This window comes from Streptomyces acidiscabies, assembly GCF_020010905.1.
Lineage (GTDB): Bacteria > Actinomycetota > Actinomycetes > Streptomycetales > Streptomycetaceae > Streptomyces > Streptomyces acidiscabies.
Genome location: NZ_JAGJBY010000002.1, coordinates 4,602,564 through 4,619,748, shown reverse-complemented (window position 1 = coordinate 4,619,748; position 17,185 = coordinate 4,602,564). Strand labels below are relative to the sequence as shown.

Below are 17,185 nucleotides of genomic sequence, written 5' to 3'. Positions count from 1 at the left end.
TCTGGTCCTGTCCGGTGGACACGGAACAACTCGTCAAAGGTTGGGGGCGTTGAGGCGACCGGCTCCACTCTCGGTGACCCGCCACCGAGGGCTGACCTGCCGCCGCGGCAGGAATAATCCCCATATGAACCACCATCCATCCGACGAACAGAAGATCATTAAGGTTCGCACCGCCAGGACTCCTGGCCGCGTAGTGCGCATCGACCTCGGGGACGGGAGATGCGTCTACGGGCGGCAACTCACCGGCGTGACAGTCGAGTTCTATGACCGGGTCTGCAAGCCGGCAGAGCCCGTCGGCCCGACGGCAATCGTTGCCTCGCCGGTAGCATTCAGGATTTGGGTCATGGATGCCGCGTTCCGGCGGCACGGCGGCTGGGAACTGCTCGATGTTGTCTCCCTGACCCAGGCGGAACGGACCGAGGTTCATCGCTACAGCAAGCAAGATCCCCTCAGCGGAACCATCACCATCTACAACGCCGACCCAACCACCGGTGCGGGCAGCGAAACCCCGGCGACGATCGAAGAGGGCCAGAAGCTGGAGCGCGCCTCCGTCTGGTCTCCTGAGCACGTGGAAGACCGGCTGCGGGACTACCTCGACGGCCGCCCGAACAAGTGGGTGGAATCGTTGCGCCTGAAGCCGTGATGCCGAAGCCCTCATCGGCCGCGACACGCCGAGCAAGCGATTTCGCCAGCACCCGAACAGAGCGCCGCGAATCGCGTCGAATGCACCGTCCACACCACATCGCCGCAGGTCAGATGACTGCCCGTCTCGCAAGTTCAAGATAACGGCCGTTGACCCGCTTGCCGCCGTCATACCCGCGACTACTGGTCGGGATCGTGTCGGCTCCGCGCACCGGCTGTGAGTCGATCGCCGCTGCGGTGGGCAGGGCCTGGCGTAGGCGTACCTAATCGCGTAGAGCGTCGTGGAGGCGCTGCCTTGATCCGTCGCGTACCCAGCGCCGGTAGATCCCGTACACCGTCATCGGTGGCGGAAGCTCGCGCGGCAACTGCCGCCGCGCACGACGTAGAAGGCAATGACACGAGAGCTCCTGGCAGGACTGAAGTGGACAACTCCTGCCCTGCCAGGGGCTCTTCGTTGCGTCAGGCATTCACGCAGAACGTGTGCCCCTGGCCCAACCGCTCGCGCTGAGGCCCGACGACCACACGTCGACCAGCCGGCTACGCGACGGAAGCCCGGCTACAGACCAACCCCGCTGCTACACCTCCTACGCCGGCGCGCTACCAGCCTGCTCGCGCAGCGCCAGCCACTCCTGAAGCTCGATCAGATTCCCTTCCGGGTCTTCCAGGTAGGCGACCCGTATGCGGTCGCCCATCGGGCCCGGGTCCCGAGCGAACTCCGCCCCCCGCGAGGTGAGTTCGGCATGGGCGGCGTCCAGGTCGTCCACCCGCAGCACCACCAGCGCTCGGTATCCCTCCGGCTCCGCCCCCAACTGCCCCAGCACGCCAGCCATCTGCGCCCGGTCCTGCAGCGCGATCGCGGCGTGTCCGGTGTCGGGGCTGAGCTTGGCGTACGGGCCGCTCTCGGCTTCGAACTGCGGTTTGAGCCCGAGCACGTCCCGGTAGAAGCGGTAGACGGCGGGGAAGTCAGACACCAACAGGCGTATCTGGGTGAGTTCCATACTGCCTTTTCTAGCCCAGTTCCGGTTCGATCGCGATCTTTGAGCGAGCCCCGCCGGAGTTCGGCGACGCACACTTATCGACCGGAGCCGACGTCACCCCGTCCTCCCGCCTGATACCCGCTCCCGGTACGCCTGCGCCACTGCGCACGGTGGGGCCGGGACCGTCTGTTTTCTTCAAGCCGGTCCAGCCCGAAGGCGGTTGGGGCGAGTGCCAGCCACGCAGGACCTGCGACAGTCCCAGGGCCGCGATGCAGCTCACGCCCGGCGTCGCCTCCTGCTCGTCGTAGGCGAGGCTGGAGACCTGGATCTTCTCCAGGACCAGGCGCAGCAGTTGCCAGGTCGGTGATCGAGTACGGCGTCAGGCCGGGCCGCGGGACGGACAGCGGTTCCTCCGCCAAGTCGGGGCCGCGGAAGGCGAGGAGGGGCTGACCGACGCCGGTACAGCTCAGAGGGAGAGCTCCGCCGATGCGGGAGGGCAAACCGGAGGGCTTCATGGCCATCGCGGACGCCGAGGTGGACGGTCTCCCGGTTCGTCGCACAGAGCGTGCCGGGTGGGGCCTGTTCGCGGCTGCGGCAGATCGTCTGCCTCCTCAACTGTCACTCGGGCCGCTTTTGTTCACCCGTTCCCCGTACGACCCGCCTGCGGCCGGCGTTGTCTCTGCACGCAGCGCACTGGTCCAGCGCGTCTCCGCCCTCCCCGACAGACCGCTCGACGTCACCTGGCTCCCCGCCGAAACCTGACCGAACCGCAGAAGGCCGCCCCTCGCCGATCCAGCAGGGGGCGGCCTTGCCGTATGCCCGGTCACGTGCTGCGTACGCTCATCGCCGACGGACGAGAAGGTCACGACGGCCGACAGCGGAGCTGTCTGCGCAGGCATTCCTCCCCGGGGAGCACGCCGTTCAGCTGACCCGAGATCACGCCCGCCCCTGGGCTGAGAGCATGACGTTCGATTCGCCGATGCCCTCCGTTCCCTTCACCGGACGACGCTGTGCTCCGGGTGGTCGTCGGCAACGGCGAAGCGTCGGTAGAGGAAGCAATCCTGCACGCCGCCGTCCGCGGACGGTACGAGGGCCATATTCAGGGCTAGGACGAGTGTCCCGGTGCTGACGGCATCCAGGCAGCCGGGCTGCGCTGATGTCGGGACGTCCGGAACGGGCTCAGCCGAGACACTGGCTCCACGTGGTGGCCGGGCTGAGGGCTAGCCCACGCCCACGCTGCTCTGGGAGGCGGGGAAGCAACTGGGCTCGCCCGGGGCCAGCATGACCTCCATGGAGTACATCTTGTCCGGGTGCAGGGCGCCCTTGAGGGCGGGCTGCACCAGCACCAGAGAGTCCCCGCGCGGGATGGCGCTGGGCCGGATCACCATCAGGCGTCCGTTCTTCGGATCCTGCGACGAGACCGTCTCCAGGTTGGCGTTGTCGGTGCGGACCCTGGCTGAGCAGGACTCCGAGGCCCGCAGGACCACGGCCGGCACGCCCAGGCTGCGCAGCGCCGCCTGGAGTCCGGACACCTCCGCGCCCGTCACCAGAACGGTGACGGTCCCGTCCTTGCGCGGAGCCACCGTGTAGGAGGCGTTGCTCAGCACCGGCGCACTCCCGTCCGGCACACGGGTGACGCTCCGGCCCTTTTCCGCTTGCGGGGTGGCGGTGGTGTCGGCGGCACGCGGGATCAGCACCACCGCGGTGACGGCTGCCGCCAGTCCCAGCGCGGTGACCGCGATCCGCCGGGTGTGGCGCGGTCGCAGAGGCACCGCCGCCGTGGGCTGCAGGGCTGCGGCGCGGGCGGTGAGTTCCTCGGCGAGCTGCTGCTGGAAGTGCACGGGAGCGGTCATGAGTGGGCCTCCGAGGCGACGTGCAGGGATGTGATGGGCCGGGTGTCGACACGCTGTAGGGACTTGCGGGCACGGTGCAGGCGCACCCGGGCGGTGGCCGCGCTGATACCGAGGGCCTGTGCGGCCTCACGGACGGTCAGTGAGTCCAGGGCCACCAGGTCCAGCACGGCGCGCAGCGGCTCGGACAGGGCCGCGTGCCGCGCGGCCAGCTGCCGGGCCTCGCGGGCCGCGTCGATACGGCCCGCGATCGCGCTGATGTCCTGGTCGTCCAGCATCCGCTGCGCGGCGATCCGGGTGACGGCCCGCTGCTCGCGGGCGCTGCCCCGGAAGTGGGCGGCCAGGACGTTGCGGGAGATGCCGTAGAGCCAGGCGACCGGTGTACCGCGCCGGGCGTCGTAGGTGTGCGCTTGTTCGAGCGCGGTCAGGAAGATGTCCGCTGTCAGGTCCGCGGCCAGGTGCGGGCTGTCGGTGCGCCGGGTCACGAAGCCGAGCACAGTGTCGAACTGCTGCTGGTAGAACACGGCGAACCCGGCCGGGTCACGCACGGGTGGCGCTGGTGAATGCTCCGCTTGCACGGACGACTCCTTGAACGGACGAGCAATGCCTTACAGCTCTACTTGGCTCGGGCTCCCAAAAGCGTTACCCGCCTCACCAGCCGACTCTCCCACCCCACAGGCCGGCGCCCGTACCGTCCAGGACGCTGATCAGGGCGTCGAAGCCGGCGCGGCTGATCTCCGGTTCGAGCCACTGGTTGCCACAGCAGCAGACCCAGACGTTCCGGCCGTGGTTGATGAGCAGCCGGTCACGCCGGGCGCGGCGGGCAGTGCACCGCACCGGGATTCCGCGGAGGACGAGTTCGCGCGGGTGGCTGAGGCAGCGCGCCATGCCGGGGCGGTGGGACGGTGGGGTGTGCTTCTGCCGCAGGGGCCGAATGGGGAAGTCGCAGTCGAAGGTTGATCTGTACGCCGGGATCACCGAGGTGGACTGACCCAGCGGGCTTTGCAGCGCAAGTACAACGTGACCTGGCGAACGGTGCGGCGGGCGTTGGACGGGCAGTGGCCGCAGGAGCGCAGGAAGCCGCGACGGCGGGAGTCTCGGCCGGATCCCTACAAGCCGCCGATCGACGGGATTCCGCAAGCGGATACCGAGTCCTACCGCCTCGCCCACACCAAGGCCCAGGCCGAACGCGCCGCGGCCAGCTGACATCCAGGCAGGTTCCAGGTAAATCGGTGCGGGATGCCCGGAGCCGCCGACCGGCCGGTTCACCGGAGAGGAGAAGCCCACGCCCGCGCGGAAGAGCAGGACGCGACGGCGAGTCGCGCCCTGAGCTTTGCATGCAGTTCATGCCGGTCAGGGTGCTCACTCAGACGGCGGGAGCACGGTGACGTGTGCACACCGAGCCTGCCTTTTCAGGGCTTCGGGTCGGTGGTGTGGGTGTGTCGGTGGTGGGCGTAGTCGCTGGTGTGTTCTTCGGCCCAGTTCTGCAGGTGTTGCAGTGCGGCGGTGGCGCCGCGGGCAAGGTCGGTCAGGGCGTACTGCACCGTCGGTGGGCGGCTGGTGTGCACGGTGCGGGTGATCAGCCCGCCGGCTTCGAGGTCGCGCAGGGTCTGCGCGAGCATCTTGTCGCTGACGCCGCCGGCACTCCGGCGCAGCTCGGACCAGCGTTGCGGGCCGTCCACGAGATCCACCAGGACCAGGGCGGCCCACCGGGCGGTGACCAGGTCGAACAGCTGCCTGCCGGGGCAGGCGGGATCGCGGACGTTACCTCGCGTGCTTTCCTGCACGTGCTCACCTCACCTAAAGGTATGTACTTCCCAGGAGAAAGTAACTCGGTCAGGGTGAGTGGGCCAACCCCTGATCGTCAAGGAGTACCTGTGGTAACCGACGTTGCCGTGACCCGCGCCGCGAACACCGTGACGGTGCTCGGCGGTCCCACCGCGCTGATCCACCTGGCCGGCTGGACGCTGCTGACCGACCCGACCTTCGACGCCGCCGGCACCGAATACCAGGACGGCCCGGTCCTGGTGCGCAAGACCGCCGACCCGGCGCTGAAGCCCGCACAACTGCCCGCTCTCGACGCCGTCGTGGTCAGCCACACCGGGCATCTGGACAACCTCGACATCACCGGGCGTGCGGTGGCCTCCGATGCCTCGAACGTGTTCACCACCATCGCCGGCGCCACCGATCTCGGGGGCGGGACCGTCGGCCTGGAGCCCTGGCAGACCCGGACCCTGTCGAAGCCGGGCCGCACGCCGCTGAACATCACCGCGGTCCCCGCCCGCCACGGTCCCGTCGGCACCGAGGACATCACCGGTCCGGTCACCGGCTTCCTCCTGCACACCGACGACGGCTCGGCACCGAGCGTGTACGTCTCCGGTGACACCGTCGACCTGGACGCGATGAGCGTCCTGGCCGACCGGTACCGCGTCGACGTGGCGCTGCTGCACCTTGGCGCGGCCGGCTTCGAGGCGTTCGGTGACGTACGGCTGTCGCTGACCGCGGTCCAGGCCGTCGAGGCCCGCCGCCTGCTCGGCGACCCCCTCGTGGTGGCTGTGCACGCCGAGGGCTGGGCGCACTACACCGAAGACCGCGGCCACGTCCAGCAGGTCTTCGACGCCGCCGGCGTCCCGCTGCACTGGCCCGCCCCGGGCGAGCCCCTTGCACTGCCGGACCCGCGCACCCCCTGACACGTCACCCAGTGCGGTCACCGCACTGTACGAAGGCCTCGCCACCGTGCCGGACGACACCAACAGCGCCCGTCCGCAACGAAGGAAAGAAAAGGAAAAGAACATGAAGCCGGAAGTCGTGCACGAGCGCTTCGCCCAGTACCTCAAGGACCAGGACCTCGACGGATTGGGCTCCCTGTTCGACGAACACGCCATGTTCGTACCGGGACCGGAACAGCAGCCGGTCTACGGCAGGGAAAGCATCAAGGAAGCGCTGAAGCCCTACCTCGCCTCGCCCAGCACCATGGAGGTGGTGGCCACGTCGGTCCATCAGAACGGCGACCTGGCGATGGTCCAGCCGTCCTGGCGGATCACGAGCAAGAGCGGCACCGTGGAAGGAAAGGCGGTCGAGGTGATGAGGAGGACGAGCGAGGGGGACTGGGTCTACATCATCGACAACCCCTACGGCGTCTGATTCTCGTCATCCCGGCATCACCGCCGGTCGACGGAACCTCGTCACGGCAGCGGCGGCCGTATCGACGTTCTCGATACGGCCGCCGCTTTCCGGCGTCGGTGACACGGGCATGATCCGGTGTGGTCCGGGCGCAGTCGGCTGGGGAGGGTGAGCAGGTCTTCGACGTGGCGTTGGGCGGTGAAAGCTCCGCTGCCAGCGGTGAACCGCCGGTACAGCAGTGCTGCCGGGCGGCGTGGGCCTGTTGGGCGTGGCCGCGGGCGGAGTGTCGGCAGGCGGCGGCGAGGACCAGGTGGGGCACCGAGGCGGACGTCCCGAAGCCCTTCGCCGACGCGATGAAACACCCCGCTCCCGCCTCGTCGTACACCTCCGTCCGACCCCACCCGACCACGAAACGGAACTCGCCATGCCCACCCCCACGCAGGCCACCGAGTCGTCGATCGCCCGACGCGTCACCGACTGGCTGGAGCCGAGAACCTGGATCATGCTCAACACCCTCGTCATCGGGTGGCACAGTTCTCGGTGGACCGGCATCGCCTGAGGGATCTCGCTCCCGTCTTCTGCGCGGTCATCCCCATGCTGTTCATCCAACGCGGGGTCAAGAAGGATACGTACGGCGACCGTCACGTCGGCTCACGCAAGCAGCGGTTCGTGGTCCTGCCGTTCGTTCTCCTGTCCGTCGCCGTCGGCCTCGGCGTGATGTTGGCCGGCAGGGCACCCCAGGAGATGATCGCCATGGTGGACTTGTTCGCCCTCACCGCGATCACCTTCGCCTGGAAGATCAGCGTTCACCAAGCCGTGGCCACAGGCAGCGTCACCATGATCGCCGTGGCGTACGGGCCCTGGACACTCCTCGGGTTCGCCCTCGCGGCCCTGGTCGGATGGTCACGGATCGAGCTGCGTGATCGCACTCCGGCCCAGGTCGCTGCCGGGACCGCGCTGGGCACACTGCTGGCCGTGCTCAGTTCGTGCCGCTGCGCTGAGTTTAGGGCGCCGGCCGCCGTGTCGCCCGACTTCACGTTCCAGAACCGAACGAGGCACCGCTGGCTAGGGTCGAGTGAGACACCGATCAAGAGGGGCGGTCTCATGGCGAGCGAGGTTGTGGTCGCGCAGACGACCATCGACGACGAGGAGTTGGCAAAGGCGTTGGCGCGTGGTGCGGTCGAGAGGTGGTTGGCGGCCGGCGCGCACATCGATCCGCCGTTGACCGCCGTGTACTGGTGGAAGGGTGCGATCGAGACCGCCCAGGAGTGGCGGGTCTCGTACAAGACGACCGCCGAGCGGCTGCCGGAGCTTGCGGCGTGGGTCGCCGAGCAGCACAGCTACGAGGTCCCGGAATGGGTCGTCTTCAAGGTCGACGGCGGGTCCGAGGCGTACTTGGCGTGGGTGGGCGAGCAGACGTTCGCGTAGCGTCAGACGGCAAACTGGAGCAGGTGGCGGGCGAGTTCGCGTTCGTTGTTGGGGAGGCGTGAGGCGATGCTGTGGGCGCGGTCCCGGCCCATGGTGTTGGGGCGGGCGTCCGCTGCGGCGACGAACTGCCGTGACACGTAGACGCCTTGGTCGATGTCTCCGCCGCGCAGCAGGGCAGCGGCCAGGTCTCCCAGGACGACGACTCCCGAACCCGGCAGGGACTCGCCGAGGCGTCGTACCGCGTTGTCGGCGGTCTCGGTCAGTTCCTGTCGGCCGAGTTGCCCGTACACGGAGAGCGAGAGGGAATCGAGGCGGTACGGGGTCATGAACTGGACCCATGCCTGTTCGGCGGTGTGGTCGGCGAAGTCGTACGCGACTTGGGCTCGGTCCAGGGCACGTAGTGCCTCGGTGTCGTCCCTGAGGTTCGCGGCTTCCTCCGAGTAGCGGCCGTGGATCCAGGCTGCGGCGGTGGCGTTGCCGAGGCCCCGGACGTCCTGGACGGCTTGGGCGAGGAGCCGCATCGCCTTCTCGGGGGTGCTGGCTCCGTAGCTGGCGTAGGCGAGGGCGAGTGCGCGAAGAGGGGGGTGTCCGGCGACATCGGCGCAGTCCTTGGTCACCTCGTAGAAGGCGCGTGCCCGGCGATGGTCGCCGAGGTCCCAGGCGACCCAGCCCGCCAGTGCGGCCGTTTCTCCGGCGGCGATGGTCAGTTCGCGCTCGTGTGCGCCGGCGCGAGGCAGTACGGCGGTGATCGCGTCCAAGTGCGACTCGACCGCGTCCTGAAGTTGGTGGGCGGCCAGGTCGTGCTCGCTCACGTGGAGAGCCGAGGCCCGGTCGATGAGCACGTGGGCGCCGGGTGAGTCGATCCTGGCGGCCTTGCCGATGGCGTGCGCGAGCCGTCCCCACGGCTCGGTGACGGCGGCAGCGCCGAGGACAGTGCCGCCGAGGAGGGTCCGGCGTTTCATGTCGTCCGTGTCCTCTTCACCACCGTGTTCTCCCTCCCTCTTGCGGGCGCGTGCGGCTGCCGCCTCTCGCTCCAATTGTTCAACAGATACGCCGCCTGCGACCGCGATGTGGGCGATGGTCCGCTTGGTGGGGATGTTCTTGCCGCTCTCGTAGCGGTTGATCTCACGGCGGGTCATGGTCTCCCGCCCGGAGACCGCGTTGCGCCAGAAACAGGAGAAGGCGGCCTGGGGGGACGGCTGGCAGGACACCGGCCGCATCTTCACCGAAGAAGACGGCGGCATCCTCCACCCGGCAAGGTCTCCGACCTCTTCGACCACCTCGTCCGCGCCGCCGGCCTCCCGCCCATCCGCCTCCACGACCTCCGCCACCCTCATGCTCGCCGCCGGCGTCGACATCAAGGTCGTATCCGAGACCCTCAGCCACAGCGACACCCGCATCACCCGCGACATCTACCAATCCGTCCTCGACGGCGACCAGTCCACCAGCCGCACCTTCCCCCGCATGACCCCGCCCCCACGCAAACAGGAAGAACCCGAGACCTACGCATTACGAGACCATGCGCAATCGTGTTTCCTGCTGTGCTGCTCCGTGTTGCACCGTCCAAAGGCGTCCGTCCACCGCCTGTCCACCGGCGGAGCCGCCGAAAGCAACGTGCAGGGCTCCGGCAGAGGCGAGCCCGTTCTCAAGAGACCGTTATCGACTGGACGTTCTGGTCCGAGGTCCGGTGCCCTCACGAGCGCTCGTTGTCTCCGGACCACCACATAGCCCATGCCCGGAGAACCCACTGGGTTCAGAACTCGGTCTGGCCCCGAACTTCAGCAAGGCCGACGTCCCGACGGGGCAGGTGCATCCAACCCTCGACCGCGGCCATGGCCCGCTCACGGTCGGTGGCAGGCGCCTCTGTCAGGCCACGCGCAGCAGCCCGTGCGACGACTGCCGAGATCAGGGCGTCCAGGTTGTGGTCACTGGCCGCACACCGGTCACGAACCCGGTCGGACAGCTCCAGGTCCAAGCCGGCCTCAAGACCGGCAAGAATCCGGGACCGCGCAGCCGTGGCACCCTTGCCTTTATAGGTCCCCTCTTGGTCGAGTCCCCACTGGATGAGCGCGAACGCCGGGTAGACCTCGACAACGGAGCCCGAGCCGTCGCGCGGTACCGCCGGACCGCCCTCGGCCAGCCGGGCCAGCAGACCGGCCGCACGCATGGCGACGATGCCGAGCTTGTCGGCCGACACCGACAGCGGACGCCGCTTGCCCGCCCCGGTGCGCTTCCAGGCCACGTCATCGGTCAGCCGGTGGGTGAAGGTGTTGCCGAGTCCAGGGCGGCCATCGGCGCACGCTGCGTGGTGATCGAGCGCAGGCAGCTCGACACCGGTCCGGTGCGCGGTGAGCAGGGCGATGAAGGCGACCGGCCAGCCCAGGGGCGAATCCAGCCCCGTCTTGTCCGCGGACCGCATCGCCGCCAACAGGTCGTCGTCATGCCTCGCGGGAAGGAGTTCAGCCGTAGGCCGCCGCCCCCACGTCACACGGCACACGCCCGTGGTTCCGGTACGCCCGGCCAGATCAACGCCCACCGTGACCATGGCACCACGCCGCACCACGCCGTCGGCCTCTGCTGTCACGGGCTTCACCTGCACTTGGTCTCCCCTCTGTGGCCCAATGGCACGTGTTCATCTGCCGTCGGCCACCACCAGGAGTCTGCCGGATGGCCCGGACCGCGCTGTTCCCGGTCCTCCCCGGCCCTCTGTCACCGACGTCGGCGAATTTCGTCACGAGTGCAACCAATCCACGTGGCCGGCGGGAACGGATTACGCCCGGACATGTCCCGACGGTGGAGGCCCTAGGTGAAAGAAGCGGTACATATCATCAGAAACCCCTCTGCGGGGCCCGACCTGGAGGAACTCGTGGGGCAGGTGGCTCTGGGAAACGAGGACGCGTTCGCTCATGTGTACGACATCGTCGCGGGCCCGGTCCTGGGCGTCGTGCGTGCCGTCCTGCGGGATCACGCGCAGTCGGAGGAGGTGGCGCAGGAGGTCTTGGTGGAGGTGTGGCGGACAGCTCCCCGCTACCGGCCCGATCGCGGAACGGCGGTCAACTGGATTCTCACCCTGGCGCACCGCCGGGCGGTGGACCGGGTCCGTTCGGTGGACGCCGCGACGGCCCGGGACCACAAGGCCGCACTGCTCGACAAGGTGCCGGAGTACGACGAGGTGGCAGAGCATGTCGAGGCGCGGCTGGAGCGGGAACAGGTGCGGCGCTGCCTGCGCACGTTGACCGAGCTCCAGCACCAGTCCGTCACGCTCGCCTACTACCGGGGCCTGACCTACCGCGAGGTCGCCGAGGCACTGGAGATCCCGCTCGGGACCGTGAAGACCCGACTGCGCGACGGACTGATCCGGCTGCGCGACTGCCTGGGGGTGACCGCGTGACAACCATCGACCTGCACCGGCTGACAGGCGCGTACGCCCTGCACGCCCTGTCCGACGAGGAGAACGCCTCGTTCGAACGTCACCTCGCGGACTGCGAGCCCTGCACGCAGGAAACGGCCGAGCTCAGCGCGACCGCCACCCGTCTGGGACTGGCCGTCGCCACGCGTCCGGCCCCGGCACTGCGCGAACAGGTGCTGCGCCGGATCACGACCGTCCGCCAGGAGGCACCCGGCGCGTCCGTCCGGGTCCTTCCGGTGAGTGCCGGACTGAAGGCCCGGCTGGTGTCCCGGTGGGCGCTCGCCGCCTGCCTCGCGGCGGCCACGGCGCTCGGCGGGACGGCGGTGTGGCAGCACCGACAGGCCGCCGACGCCCGCGCCGAGGCACGCCAGGCGTCCCGGAGTGCCGACGAGATCGCCGCTGTCCTGTCCGCCCCGGACGCCCGCGTCCGGGCGTCCGGGCTGGCCGGCGGCGCCACCGGCACGATCGTCGTCTCCCACAGCCGGGACAGGGCCGTGTTCGCCGTCTCGGGAATGGCCCGTCCACCCGGCGGCAAGGTCTATCAACTCTGGTTCGACGACGGTGGGACCATGCGGTCCGCCGGGCTGATGGACCCCGGCCGCAGCGACCAGGCCGTCCTGATGCGAGGCGGCGTCGACCAGGCGTCGGGCATGGGCATCACCGTCGAGCCCGACGGCGGCTCGAAGCAGCCCACCACCGCGCCGATCGCTTTGATGGCCTTTCCTGGCTGACCACGGCTCGATACTGCATACGGGTGCATTATATGACATAAAGTCACATGCCGTGCCGACTGGTTGTCATACGATCATGACGATCGATGTTCTGCCCCGACAGCCCATGCCGTCCCACCCCCGTCGACGTGGCGGCAGAGTCCCGTTGCCGTCCCCCGAGGAGCGCGTACGGCTGCGCCGGGCCTCCTACGCCGCGTTCCTCAGCGGACTGGCGTACGGACTGGTATCGGTCCCGGCTGCCGGCGCGGATCACTGGTGACCGGCCTCAGAGCAGCCCTGTGACCGTCACGGTGACCCGGGGCGGGGATTCGGCAGGGGCCAGGACGTCCAGGCGCCGCCCTACCTCGTCACGGACACCGCGAGCCACGTCCACGGTCCGCACCTGCCGGAGCGCCACGACGTGGATCTCGACGCGCCAGGGCCCCTCGCCGTCCGGTCGGGTCATCCGGACCCCTGCCGGTCGCGGCAGCTCGGTGCGCAGCCGGCCGGCCAGGCCGGGCCGGAGGAAGGCCACCCCCGGAACACCGGTCACGGCGGTGGCGAGTTCCTCGACGAGCGTGCTGTGCGGGGTCATCGCGGTGTGCTCGGTCATGGCGTACGGCCTTCCCGGTCGTCGTCGGCCGTCAGGGGGAGGAGGTCTGTGACCCGGATGTGCACGGCCGCTATGTCCATGCCCAGGGCGCGGTCGGCGGCCCGTCCGACCTGTTCCCGCACCCGTGCGGTGAGGTCGGGCAGGGGAACGCCGGTCGGGGCGTGGATGTCGAGGCGGACCTCGACCGTTCCGTCCGCATGGACGTCGAGGAGGCGGCAGGAGCCGGCGTGGACGCCCGGGACCGTCTCCGCCGCGGCACGCAGGGCGCGGGCCGCGACCGCTTCCATGATCCACAGGTCCTCCGATGGGTCACCCAGCGGCAGGGGGCGGCCCGGACGCAGTTCGAGGCGGACGACGTCCATGATCCGCCGGGTCAGGGGCTCGGCGTCGTAGGAGCCGGCGTCCGCCGTCTCCGTGCGCAGCCCGCGTACGGCGGACTCCAGTTCGTCGAGCCCGCGCACCGCATGCCGGCAGTGCGGGCAGGTCTGCGCGTGGGTGTCGTCGGCCTGGGTCTCCCAGTCGGCCCACGCTCGGGACAGCAGCCGTCCGCAGGGCAGGAGTTCGTCATCGTCCTCATGCGCGGACGTGCCGTACGGCGGGTCGGTCCGGTCGGTCATCGCCAGGCCCCCAGTGCTTGTGTCAGACAACGGCGTGCGCGGAAGACACGGGCGCGGACGGCCTCCTCGGTGATGCCCACCGCTTCCGCGACGAACTCGTAGGACCGCCCGTCCAGTTCCCGCAGCACCCAGCAGGCCCGCTGTTCGGCCGTCAGCAGGTCGAGGGCCTCGCGCAGTTCACGTACCGCGCTTCGGCCCTCGGTGATCCGCGCCGGGGAGGTGCTGTACTCGGCCGCGGCCACGTCTTTGGCCTCCTCCAGCGAGGCCGTGGGCCTGCGGGAACGCAGCACGTTCAGGCAGCGGTTGGTGACGATCCTGTATATCCAGGTACCGAAGGAGGAACGCCCCTGGAACTCGGGCAGCCGTCGCCAGGCGCTGAGGAAGGCGTCCTGGACCGCGTCCTCCGCCTCGGTCCCGGTGCCGAGCAGCCGGGTGGCGAGCCGGATCAGCGACGGCGCGTGCCGTTGCACGAGCACGGCGAACGCGTCCTCGTCGCCCTCTGCGGCACGGACCGCCAGCAGGACGTCATCCGTTTCGGACCGGGTGTCCGGTGGTGCGTTGCCGCATGGTGCGCTCGGTGTGCGGGCCCCCGCCACTGGGCGGCTCCTCTCGTCCGGTCTTCCGAAAGCCGGTCTTCCCCTGGTTGGACCCTTCGGTGCGGTCCCTGTTACGCGGTACTTCGGGGCGCGCGGACCCGGCGGATACGGACGGCCGCCGCCATCTCCCGCGACCGGCGAAATGAAAAACATCTGACAAGGAATCCGTAGCCGAAGCGGGCACGGATTGGCGGGAAAACAAAATTCATCCGATCGTGGGTGCGACCAATCCGGCGGGGCTCCAGAACCGGATTCCCCACGTGACCGAGAACGAGAAGAATCCCCGCCGCCGGCCCGGCCCGACGCGGCTGCTGCTGGGCGCGCTCAGTGGTGCGCTGGCCGGGTGCGCGGCGCTCGCGGTAGCCGAGGCCGTAGCGGGTATGGTCCGCCCGCAGGCCGGTCCGGTCGTCGCCGTGGGCGGCGCCGCGATCGACCGCACGCCCGCGGCGGTCAAGGACTGGGCGATCCGGCATTTCGGCACCGACGACAAGCTGGTTCTCCAGCTGGGAATTCTCGCGGTTCTCGCCCTTTTCGCGGTGTCCCTGGGAATTGCCGGACTGCGGTATCGCCGTACGGCCGCAGCGGGCGTGCTGTCGTTCGGAGTGGTGGGAGCGCTCGCGGCGACCGGACGGCCCGACTCGACCGGCGTCGCGGACGCGCTGCCCTCGGTGGCCGGGGCGGTCGCCGGAGCCGTACTCCTGTACGTGCTCACGGGCCGCCTCGCACCCCGCACGCCCTCCCCGGTGCCGTCCGATGCGGACTGGGACCGCCGGGGCTTCGTGATCGCGGCGAGCGCGGCGGCCGTGGCGTCGGCGGGAGCCGGCCTGCTGGGCCGGTCCCTGGCCGGAGCCAAGGGACGGGACGCTGTCGCCTCCCGGCGGAACGTGGTGCTGCCCGCGCCCACGTCCCCCGCTCCCGCCGTACCGAAGGGCGCGGCACCGAAGATCTCCGGCCTCAGCCCGTTCATCACGCCCGACGCGGACTTCTACCGCGTCGACACCGCCCTGGTGGTGCCCAAGGTGGACGCGACGTCCTGGCGGCTGCGGATCCACGGCACGGGCGTCACCCGTCCTGTCACGCTCTCCTACGAGGATCTCCTGCGCCGTGACCTGGTCGAGCGGGACATCACTCTGACCTGTGTCTCCAACGAGGTCGGCGGCCCCTATGTCGGGAACGCCCGCTGGACCGGTGTACGGCTGGCCGATCTGCTGGCCGAGTGCGGGGTGAAGCCACCCTCGAAGGGCGGCCCCGCCGACCAGCTGGTGGCCCGTTCCGTGGACGGCATGACGATCGGCAGCCCGGTCGAGGACGTGATGGACGGCCGCGACGCCCTCCTCGCCCTCGGCATGAACGGCGAACCCCTCCCTTTCGCGCACGGCTTCCCGGTCCGCATGGTGGTGCCCGGACTGTACGGGTTCGTCTCCGCCTGTAAATGGATCAAGGACATCGAACTCACCACGTTCGATGCCTACGACCCCTACTGGGTCAGGCGCGGCTGGGCCCGCAGGGCGCCGGTCAAGACGCAGTCGCGCATCGACACGCCCAAGCCGTTCGCACGGCCCACAGCGGGCACGGTGATGGTCGCCGGCGTCGCCTGGGCCCAGCACCGAGGCATCGACAGGGTCGAGATCCGCGTCGACGACGGTCCCTGGCAGGAGGCCCGGCTCGCCGCCCAGGACACCACCGACACCTGGCGCCAGTGGACCTTCCCCTGGCAGGCCACCAAGGGCGGCCACACCCTCACCGTCCGGGCCACCGACCGTACCGGCGCGATGCAGACCGAGAAACGTACCCGCACGATCCCCGACGGCGCGAGCGGATGGCACTCCGTGGTCGTGACCGTCGACTGACACCCCCCCCGAGCCACTTTTCCCTGCCCCACACCAAGGCAGCTCAGGCTGCGCCTAGCAATCAGGAGAAACACCATGAACACCCGAATCCGCCGTACCGCCGTCACCCTGGCCGCCGCTGCCGTTCTGCCCCTCGCCCTGAGCGCCTGCTCCGACAGCGGCTCCGACTCCGCCGCGTCGGACTCCTCGCCGACGACGGCGGCCTCGGCCTCCGCCCCGGACGACGGCATGACCGGCTCCGGCAGCGGCACCGCCACGGACAAGCCGTTCGGTCCCGCCTGTTCCGCAGTGCCCGCGAGCGGTGCCGGTTCCTTCGACGGCATGGCCCAGGACCCGGTCGCCACAGCCGCCTCCAACAACCCGGCGCTGTCCACCCTCGTGGCGGCGGTGAAGAAGGCCGGGCTGGTCGACACCCTCAACAACGCCCAGAACATCACCGTGTTCGCTCCCACGAACGACGCCTTCGCCAAGATCCCGAAGGCCACCCTGGACAAGGTCCTCAACGACAAGGCCCAGCTGACGAAGATCCTCACCTACCACGTCGTCGGCCAGAAGCTCACACCGAAGGACCTGGAGAACGGCTCCTTCACCACCCTGGAGAAGGCGAAGCTCACCGCCTCGGGCTCCGGCGAGTCCTACACCGTCAACGACTCCGCCAACGTGGTCTGCGGCGGCGTCAAGACCGCCAACGCGAACGTCTACATCATCGACAGCGTCCTGATGCCCACCAGCTGACGCTGCGTCATCGGCGGGGTGCCACGCGTGTGGCACCCCGCAGATTTGTTTCCGGCCCCGCGTCACAGACGCGCCTGGGCCGGGTCTGACGAAGTGAGAGCCCGTCGAGGACGAAGCCGTGAGGAACCCGCGATGACCACGCAGACCGCATCCGCTCCCAAGGACCTGTCCGCGCCGCAGACCGGCAGGCCGCCCCACACCACGGCCGTGTCCGGCGGCACGGCCGGGGCCGACCAGCCCGCGCCCGACCGGGGCCGTACCTCGATCGCCGACGTCGTCGTCGTGAAGGTGGCGGGCATCGCGGCCCGCGAGATCCCCGGTGTGTACGACATGGGCGGCGGCCTCTCCCGCACCATCGGCGCCGTCCGTGACCGCGTCCCCGGGGGCCGGCCGAACGTCGGGCGCGGCGTCAAGGTCGAGGTGGGCGAACGGCAGACGGCGGTCGACCTGGACCTGGTCGTCGAGTACGGCGTCTCCGTCATGGACGTGGCCCGGGACGTCCGGGAGAACGTGGTCGACGCGGTGGAGCGGATCACCGGCCTGGAGGTCGTCGAGGTCAACATCACCGTCAACGACGTCCACCTGCCCGACGAGGACGAGTCCGAGAGCACCGCCGGTTCCCGCGTGGAGTGACG

22 protein-coding genes and 2 pseudogenes are annotated in these 17,185 nt (G+C 69.7%); 13 read left to right on the top strand and 11 right to left on the bottom strand.

The features are described from left to right. Nucleotides 1-124 precede the first annotated feature (124 nt). Nucleotides 125-643 carry an Imm26 family immunity protein gene (locus tag J8M50_RS46565; RefSeq protein ID WP_158002855.1) on the top strand — a complete coding sequence of 173 codons (519 nt, stop codon included), beginning with the start codon at nucleotides 125-127 and terminating at the stop codon, nucleotides 641-643. 583 nt (nucleotides 644-1,226) lie between these two features. Here the strand turns inward: J8M50_RS46565 and J8M50_RS46560 are convergent. The 5 genes and pseudogenes from J8M50_RS46560 to J8M50_RS46540 form a co-directional block, all read right to left on the bottom strand. Continuing rightward, on the bottom strand, nucleotides 1,227-1,640 hold the full coding sequence (locus J8M50_RS46560; RefSeq protein WP_010360906.1) for a VOC family protein: 414 nt from the start codon (nucleotides 1,638-1,640) through the stop codon (nucleotides 1,227-1,229). A 241-nt stretch (nucleotides 1,641-1,881) separates the two neighbouring features. Beyond that, nucleotides 1,882-2,207: pseudogene (locus J8M50_RS46555) on the bottom strand (IclR family transcriptional regulator domain-containing protein); the annotation flags it as partial. 632 nt (nucleotides 2,208-2,839) lie between these two features. Further along, nucleotides 2,840-3,472, bottom strand: a complete 633-nt coding sequence (locus J8M50_RS46550) for a hypothetical protein (protein WP_010360909.1) — start codon at nucleotides 3,470-3,472, stop codon at nucleotides 2,840-2,842. Continuing rightward, entirely contained in the window at nucleotides 3,469-4,017 is a 549-nt protein-coding gene (locus J8M50_RS46545; RefSeq protein WP_010360910.1) for an RNA polymerase sigma factor, read from the bottom strand. The genes J8M50_RS46550 and J8M50_RS46545 overlap by 4 nt, the downstream gene beginning before the upstream one ends. A 103-nt stretch (nucleotides 4,018-4,120) precedes the next feature. After that, the gene (locus J8M50_RS46540) at nucleotides 4,121-4,357 is read right to left on the bottom strand and encodes a hypothetical protein (RefSeq protein ID WP_040838876.1); all 237 of its coding nucleotides are present in this window, start codon (nucleotides 4,355-4,357) and stop codon (nucleotides 4,121-4,123) included. Nucleotides 4,358-4,489: 132 nt separating this feature from the next. Between J8M50_RS46540 and J8M50_RS46535 the strand changes: the two genes are divergently transcribed. Further along, nucleotides 4,490-4,675, top strand: coding sequence for a hypothetical protein (locus tag J8M50_RS46535; protein WP_141655679.1), 186 nt, complete (start codon nucleotides 4,490-4,492; stop codon nucleotides 4,673-4,675). Nucleotides 4,676-4,881: 206 nt separating this feature from the next. Here J8M50_RS46535 and J8M50_RS46530 read toward each other — a convergent pair whose 3' ends face one another. Next, nucleotides 4,882-5,256, bottom strand: coding sequence for a winged helix-turn-helix transcriptional regulator (locus J8M50_RS46530; protein ID WP_010360914.1), 375 nt, complete (start codon nucleotides 5,254-5,256; stop codon nucleotides 4,882-4,884). Between the two features lie 90 nt (nucleotides 5,257-5,346). Between J8M50_RS46530 and J8M50_RS46525 the strand changes: the two genes are divergently transcribed. The 4 genes from J8M50_RS46525 (at nucleotide 5,347) to cutA (ending at nucleotide 8,020) form a co-directional block, all read left to right on the top strand. Further along, nucleotides 5,347-6,159 (top strand): MBL fold metallo-hydrolase, encoded by an 813-nt coding sequence (locus J8M50_RS46525; protein WP_010360915.1) that lies wholly within the window; start codon nucleotides 5,347-5,349, stop codon nucleotides 6,157-6,159. Nucleotides 6,160-6,262: 103 nt separating this feature from the next. Further along, the gene (locus J8M50_RS46520) at nucleotides 6,263-6,613 is read left to right on the top strand and encodes a YybH family protein (protein WP_010360917.1); all 351 of its coding nucleotides are present in this window, start codon (nucleotides 6,263-6,265) and stop codon (nucleotides 6,611-6,613) included. Nucleotides 6,614-7,016: 403 nt separating this feature from the next. Beyond that, nucleotides 7,017-7,151: a hypothetical protein gene (locus J8M50_RS49555; protein ID WP_256725179.1), complete on the top strand. Its 135-nt coding sequence runs from the start codon at nucleotides 7,017-7,019 to the stop codon at nucleotides 7,149-7,151. A 545-nt stretch (nucleotides 7,152-7,696) separates the two neighbouring features. Then, nucleotides 7,697-8,020, top strand: a complete 324-nt coding sequence (cutA, locus tag J8M50_RS46515; RefSeq protein ID WP_029184732.1) for a divalent-cation tolerance protein CutA — start codon at nucleotides 7,697-7,699, stop codon at nucleotides 8,018-8,020. Nucleotides 8,021-8,022: 2 nt separating this feature from the next. Here the strand turns inward: cutA and J8M50_RS46510 are convergent, their stop codons facing one another. After that, nucleotides 8,023-9,240, bottom strand: coding sequence for a helix-turn-helix domain-containing protein (locus J8M50_RS46510; protein ID WP_086014095.1), 1,218 nt, complete (start codon nucleotides 9,238-9,240; stop codon nucleotides 8,023-8,025). On the opposite strand from J8M50_RS46510, the pseudogene J8M50_RS46505 reads away from it, so the two are divergent. Beyond that, a pseudogene (locus tag J8M50_RS46505) lies at nucleotides 9,185-9,454 on the top strand (tyrosine-type recombinase/integrase); the annotation flags it as partial. The gene J8M50_RS46510 and the pseudogene J8M50_RS46505 overlap by 56 nt on opposite strands. A 319-nt stretch (nucleotides 9,455-9,773) precedes the next feature. On the opposite strand, the gene J8M50_RS46500 reads toward J8M50_RS46505, so the two are convergent. Further along, nucleotides 9,774-10,565: a DUF429 domain-containing protein gene (locus J8M50_RS46500; protein ID WP_040838886.1), complete on the bottom strand. Its 792-nt coding sequence runs from the start codon at nucleotides 10,563-10,565 to the stop codon at nucleotides 9,774-9,776. A 261-nt stretch (nucleotides 10,566-10,826) separates the two neighbouring features. Between J8M50_RS46500 and J8M50_RS46495 the strand changes: the two genes are divergently transcribed. The 3 genes from J8M50_RS46495 (at nucleotide 10,827) to J8M50_RS46485 (ending at nucleotide 12,419) form a co-directional block, all read left to right on the top strand. Beyond that, the gene (locus J8M50_RS46495) at nucleotides 10,827-11,411 is read left to right on the top strand and encodes a sigma-70 family RNA polymerase sigma factor (protein ID WP_010360923.1); all 585 of its coding nucleotides are present in this window, start codon (nucleotides 10,827-10,829) and stop codon (nucleotides 11,409-11,411) included. Then, nucleotides 11,408-12,160 carry an anti-sigma factor gene (locus J8M50_RS46490; protein WP_010360924.1) on the top strand — a complete coding sequence of 251 codons (753 nt, stop codon included), beginning with the start codon at nucleotides 11,408-11,410 and terminating at the stop codon, nucleotides 12,158-12,160. The genes J8M50_RS46495 and J8M50_RS46490 overlap by 4 nt, the downstream gene beginning before the upstream one ends. A 76-nt stretch (nucleotides 12,161-12,236) precedes the next feature. Continuing rightward, the gene (locus J8M50_RS46485) at nucleotides 12,237-12,419 is read left to right on the top strand and encodes a hypothetical protein (RefSeq protein WP_141655680.1); all 183 of its coding nucleotides are present in this window, start codon (nucleotides 12,237-12,239) and stop codon (nucleotides 12,417-12,419) included. A gap of 6 nt (nucleotides 12,420-12,425) precedes the next feature. On the opposite strand, the gene J8M50_RS46480 is transcribed toward J8M50_RS46485, so the two are convergent. From J8M50_RS46480 to J8M50_RS46470, 3 genes are read right to left on the bottom strand one after another with little or no spacing between them, the layout of a single operon-like run. Then, the gene (locus J8M50_RS46480; protein WP_010360926.1) at nucleotides 12,426-12,752 is read right to left on the bottom strand and encodes a hypothetical protein; all 327 of its coding nucleotides are present in this window, start codon (nucleotides 12,750-12,752) and stop codon (nucleotides 12,426-12,428) included. After that, entirely contained in the window at nucleotides 12,749-13,369 is a 621-nt protein-coding gene (locus tag J8M50_RS46475) for an RING finger protein (protein WP_010360928.1), read from the bottom strand. The genes J8M50_RS46480 and J8M50_RS46475 overlap by 4 nt, the downstream gene beginning before the upstream one ends. Beyond that, nucleotides 13,366-13,965, bottom strand: a complete 600-nt coding sequence (locus tag J8M50_RS46470; RefSeq protein WP_010360930.1) for an RNA polymerase sigma factor — start codon at nucleotides 13,963-13,965, stop codon at nucleotides 13,366-13,368. Before J8M50_RS46470 ends, J8M50_RS46475 begins: the two co-directional genes overlap by 4 nt. Nucleotides 13,966-14,225: 260 nt before the next feature. Here J8M50_RS46470 and J8M50_RS46465 point away from each other — a divergent pair, with 260 nt between their 5' ends. The 3 genes from J8M50_RS46465 to J8M50_RS46455 all read left to right on the top strand — a co-directional run bounded on the left by J8M50_RS46465 (nucleotide 14,226) and on the right by J8M50_RS46455 (nucleotide 17,183). After that, complete coding sequence (locus J8M50_RS46465; RefSeq protein WP_029184735.1) at nucleotides 14,226-15,815, top strand: sulfite oxidase; 1,590 nt, start codon at nucleotides 14,226-14,228, stop codon at nucleotides 15,813-15,815. A 75-nt stretch (nucleotides 15,816-15,890) separates the two neighbouring features. After that, a complete protein-coding gene (locus tag J8M50_RS46460; protein ID WP_010360933.1) occupies nucleotides 15,891-16,550 on the top strand; it encodes a fasciclin domain-containing protein in 660 nt (219 codons plus the stop codon). Between the two features lie 132 nt (nucleotides 16,551-16,682). Continuing rightward, nucleotides 16,683-17,183, top strand: coding sequence for an Asp23/Gls24 family envelope stress response protein (locus J8M50_RS46455; protein ID WP_010360934.1), 501 nt, complete (start codon nucleotides 16,683-16,685; stop codon nucleotides 17,181-17,183). Nucleotides 17,184-17,185: the final 2 nt, after the last annotated feature.

Bases quoted from the DNA above. Each gene is read 5' to 3' on its own strand.
- J8M50_RS49555 (WP_256725179.1), top strand. From the start codon at position 7,017: ATGCCCACCCCCACGCAGGCCACCGAGTCGTCGATCGCCCGACGCGTC.
- J8M50_RS46510 (WP_086014095.1), bottom strand. From the start codon at position 9,240: ATGCGGCCGGTGTCCTGCCAGCCGTCCCCCCAGGCCGCCTTCTCCTGT.
- J8M50_RS46540 (WP_040838876.1), bottom strand. From the start codon at position 4,357: ATGGCGCGCTGCCTCAGCCACCCGCGCGAACTCGTCCTCCGCGGAATC.
- J8M50_RS46455 (WP_010360934.1), top strand. From the start codon at position 16,683: ATGACCACGCAGACCGCATCCGCTCCCAAGGACCTGTCCGCGCCGCAG.
- J8M50_RS46520 (WP_010360917.1), top strand. From the start codon at position 6,263: ATGAAGCCGGAAGTCGTGCACGAGCGCTTCGCCCAGTACCTCAAGGAC.
- J8M50_RS46560 (WP_010360906.1), bottom strand. From the start codon at position 1,640: ATGGAACTCACCCAGATACGCCTGTTGGTGTCTGACTTCCCCGCCGTC.
- J8M50_RS46565 (WP_158002855.1), top strand. From the start codon at position 125: ATGAACCACCATCCATCCGACGAACAGAAGATCATTAAGGTTCGCACC.
- J8M50_RS46460 (WP_010360933.1), top strand. From the start codon at position 15,891: ATGAACACCCGAATCCGCCGTACCGCCGTCACCCTGGCCGCCGCTGCC.
- J8M50_RS46500 (WP_040838886.1), bottom strand. From the start codon at position 10,565: ATGGTCACGGTGGGCGTTGATCTGGCCGGGCGTACCGGAACCACGGGC.
- J8M50_RS46485 (WP_141655680.1), top strand. From the start codon at position 12,237: ATGACGATCGATGTTCTGCCCCGACAGCCCATGCCGTCCCACCCCCGT.
- J8M50_RS46550 (WP_010360909.1), bottom strand. From the start codon at position 3,472: ATGACCGCTCCCGTGCACTTCCAGCAGCAGCTCGCCGAGGAACTCACC.
- cutA (WP_029184732.1), top strand. From the start codon at position 7,697: ATGGCGAGCGAGGTTGTGGTCGCGCAGACGACCATCGACGACGAGGAG.
- J8M50_RS46480 (WP_010360926.1), bottom strand. From the start codon at position 12,752: ATGACCGAGCACACCGCGATGACCCCGCACAGCACGCTCGTCGAGGAA.
- J8M50_RS46475 (WP_010360928.1), bottom strand. From the start codon at position 13,369: ATGACCGACCGGACCGACCCGCCGTACGGCACGTCCGCGCATGAGGAC.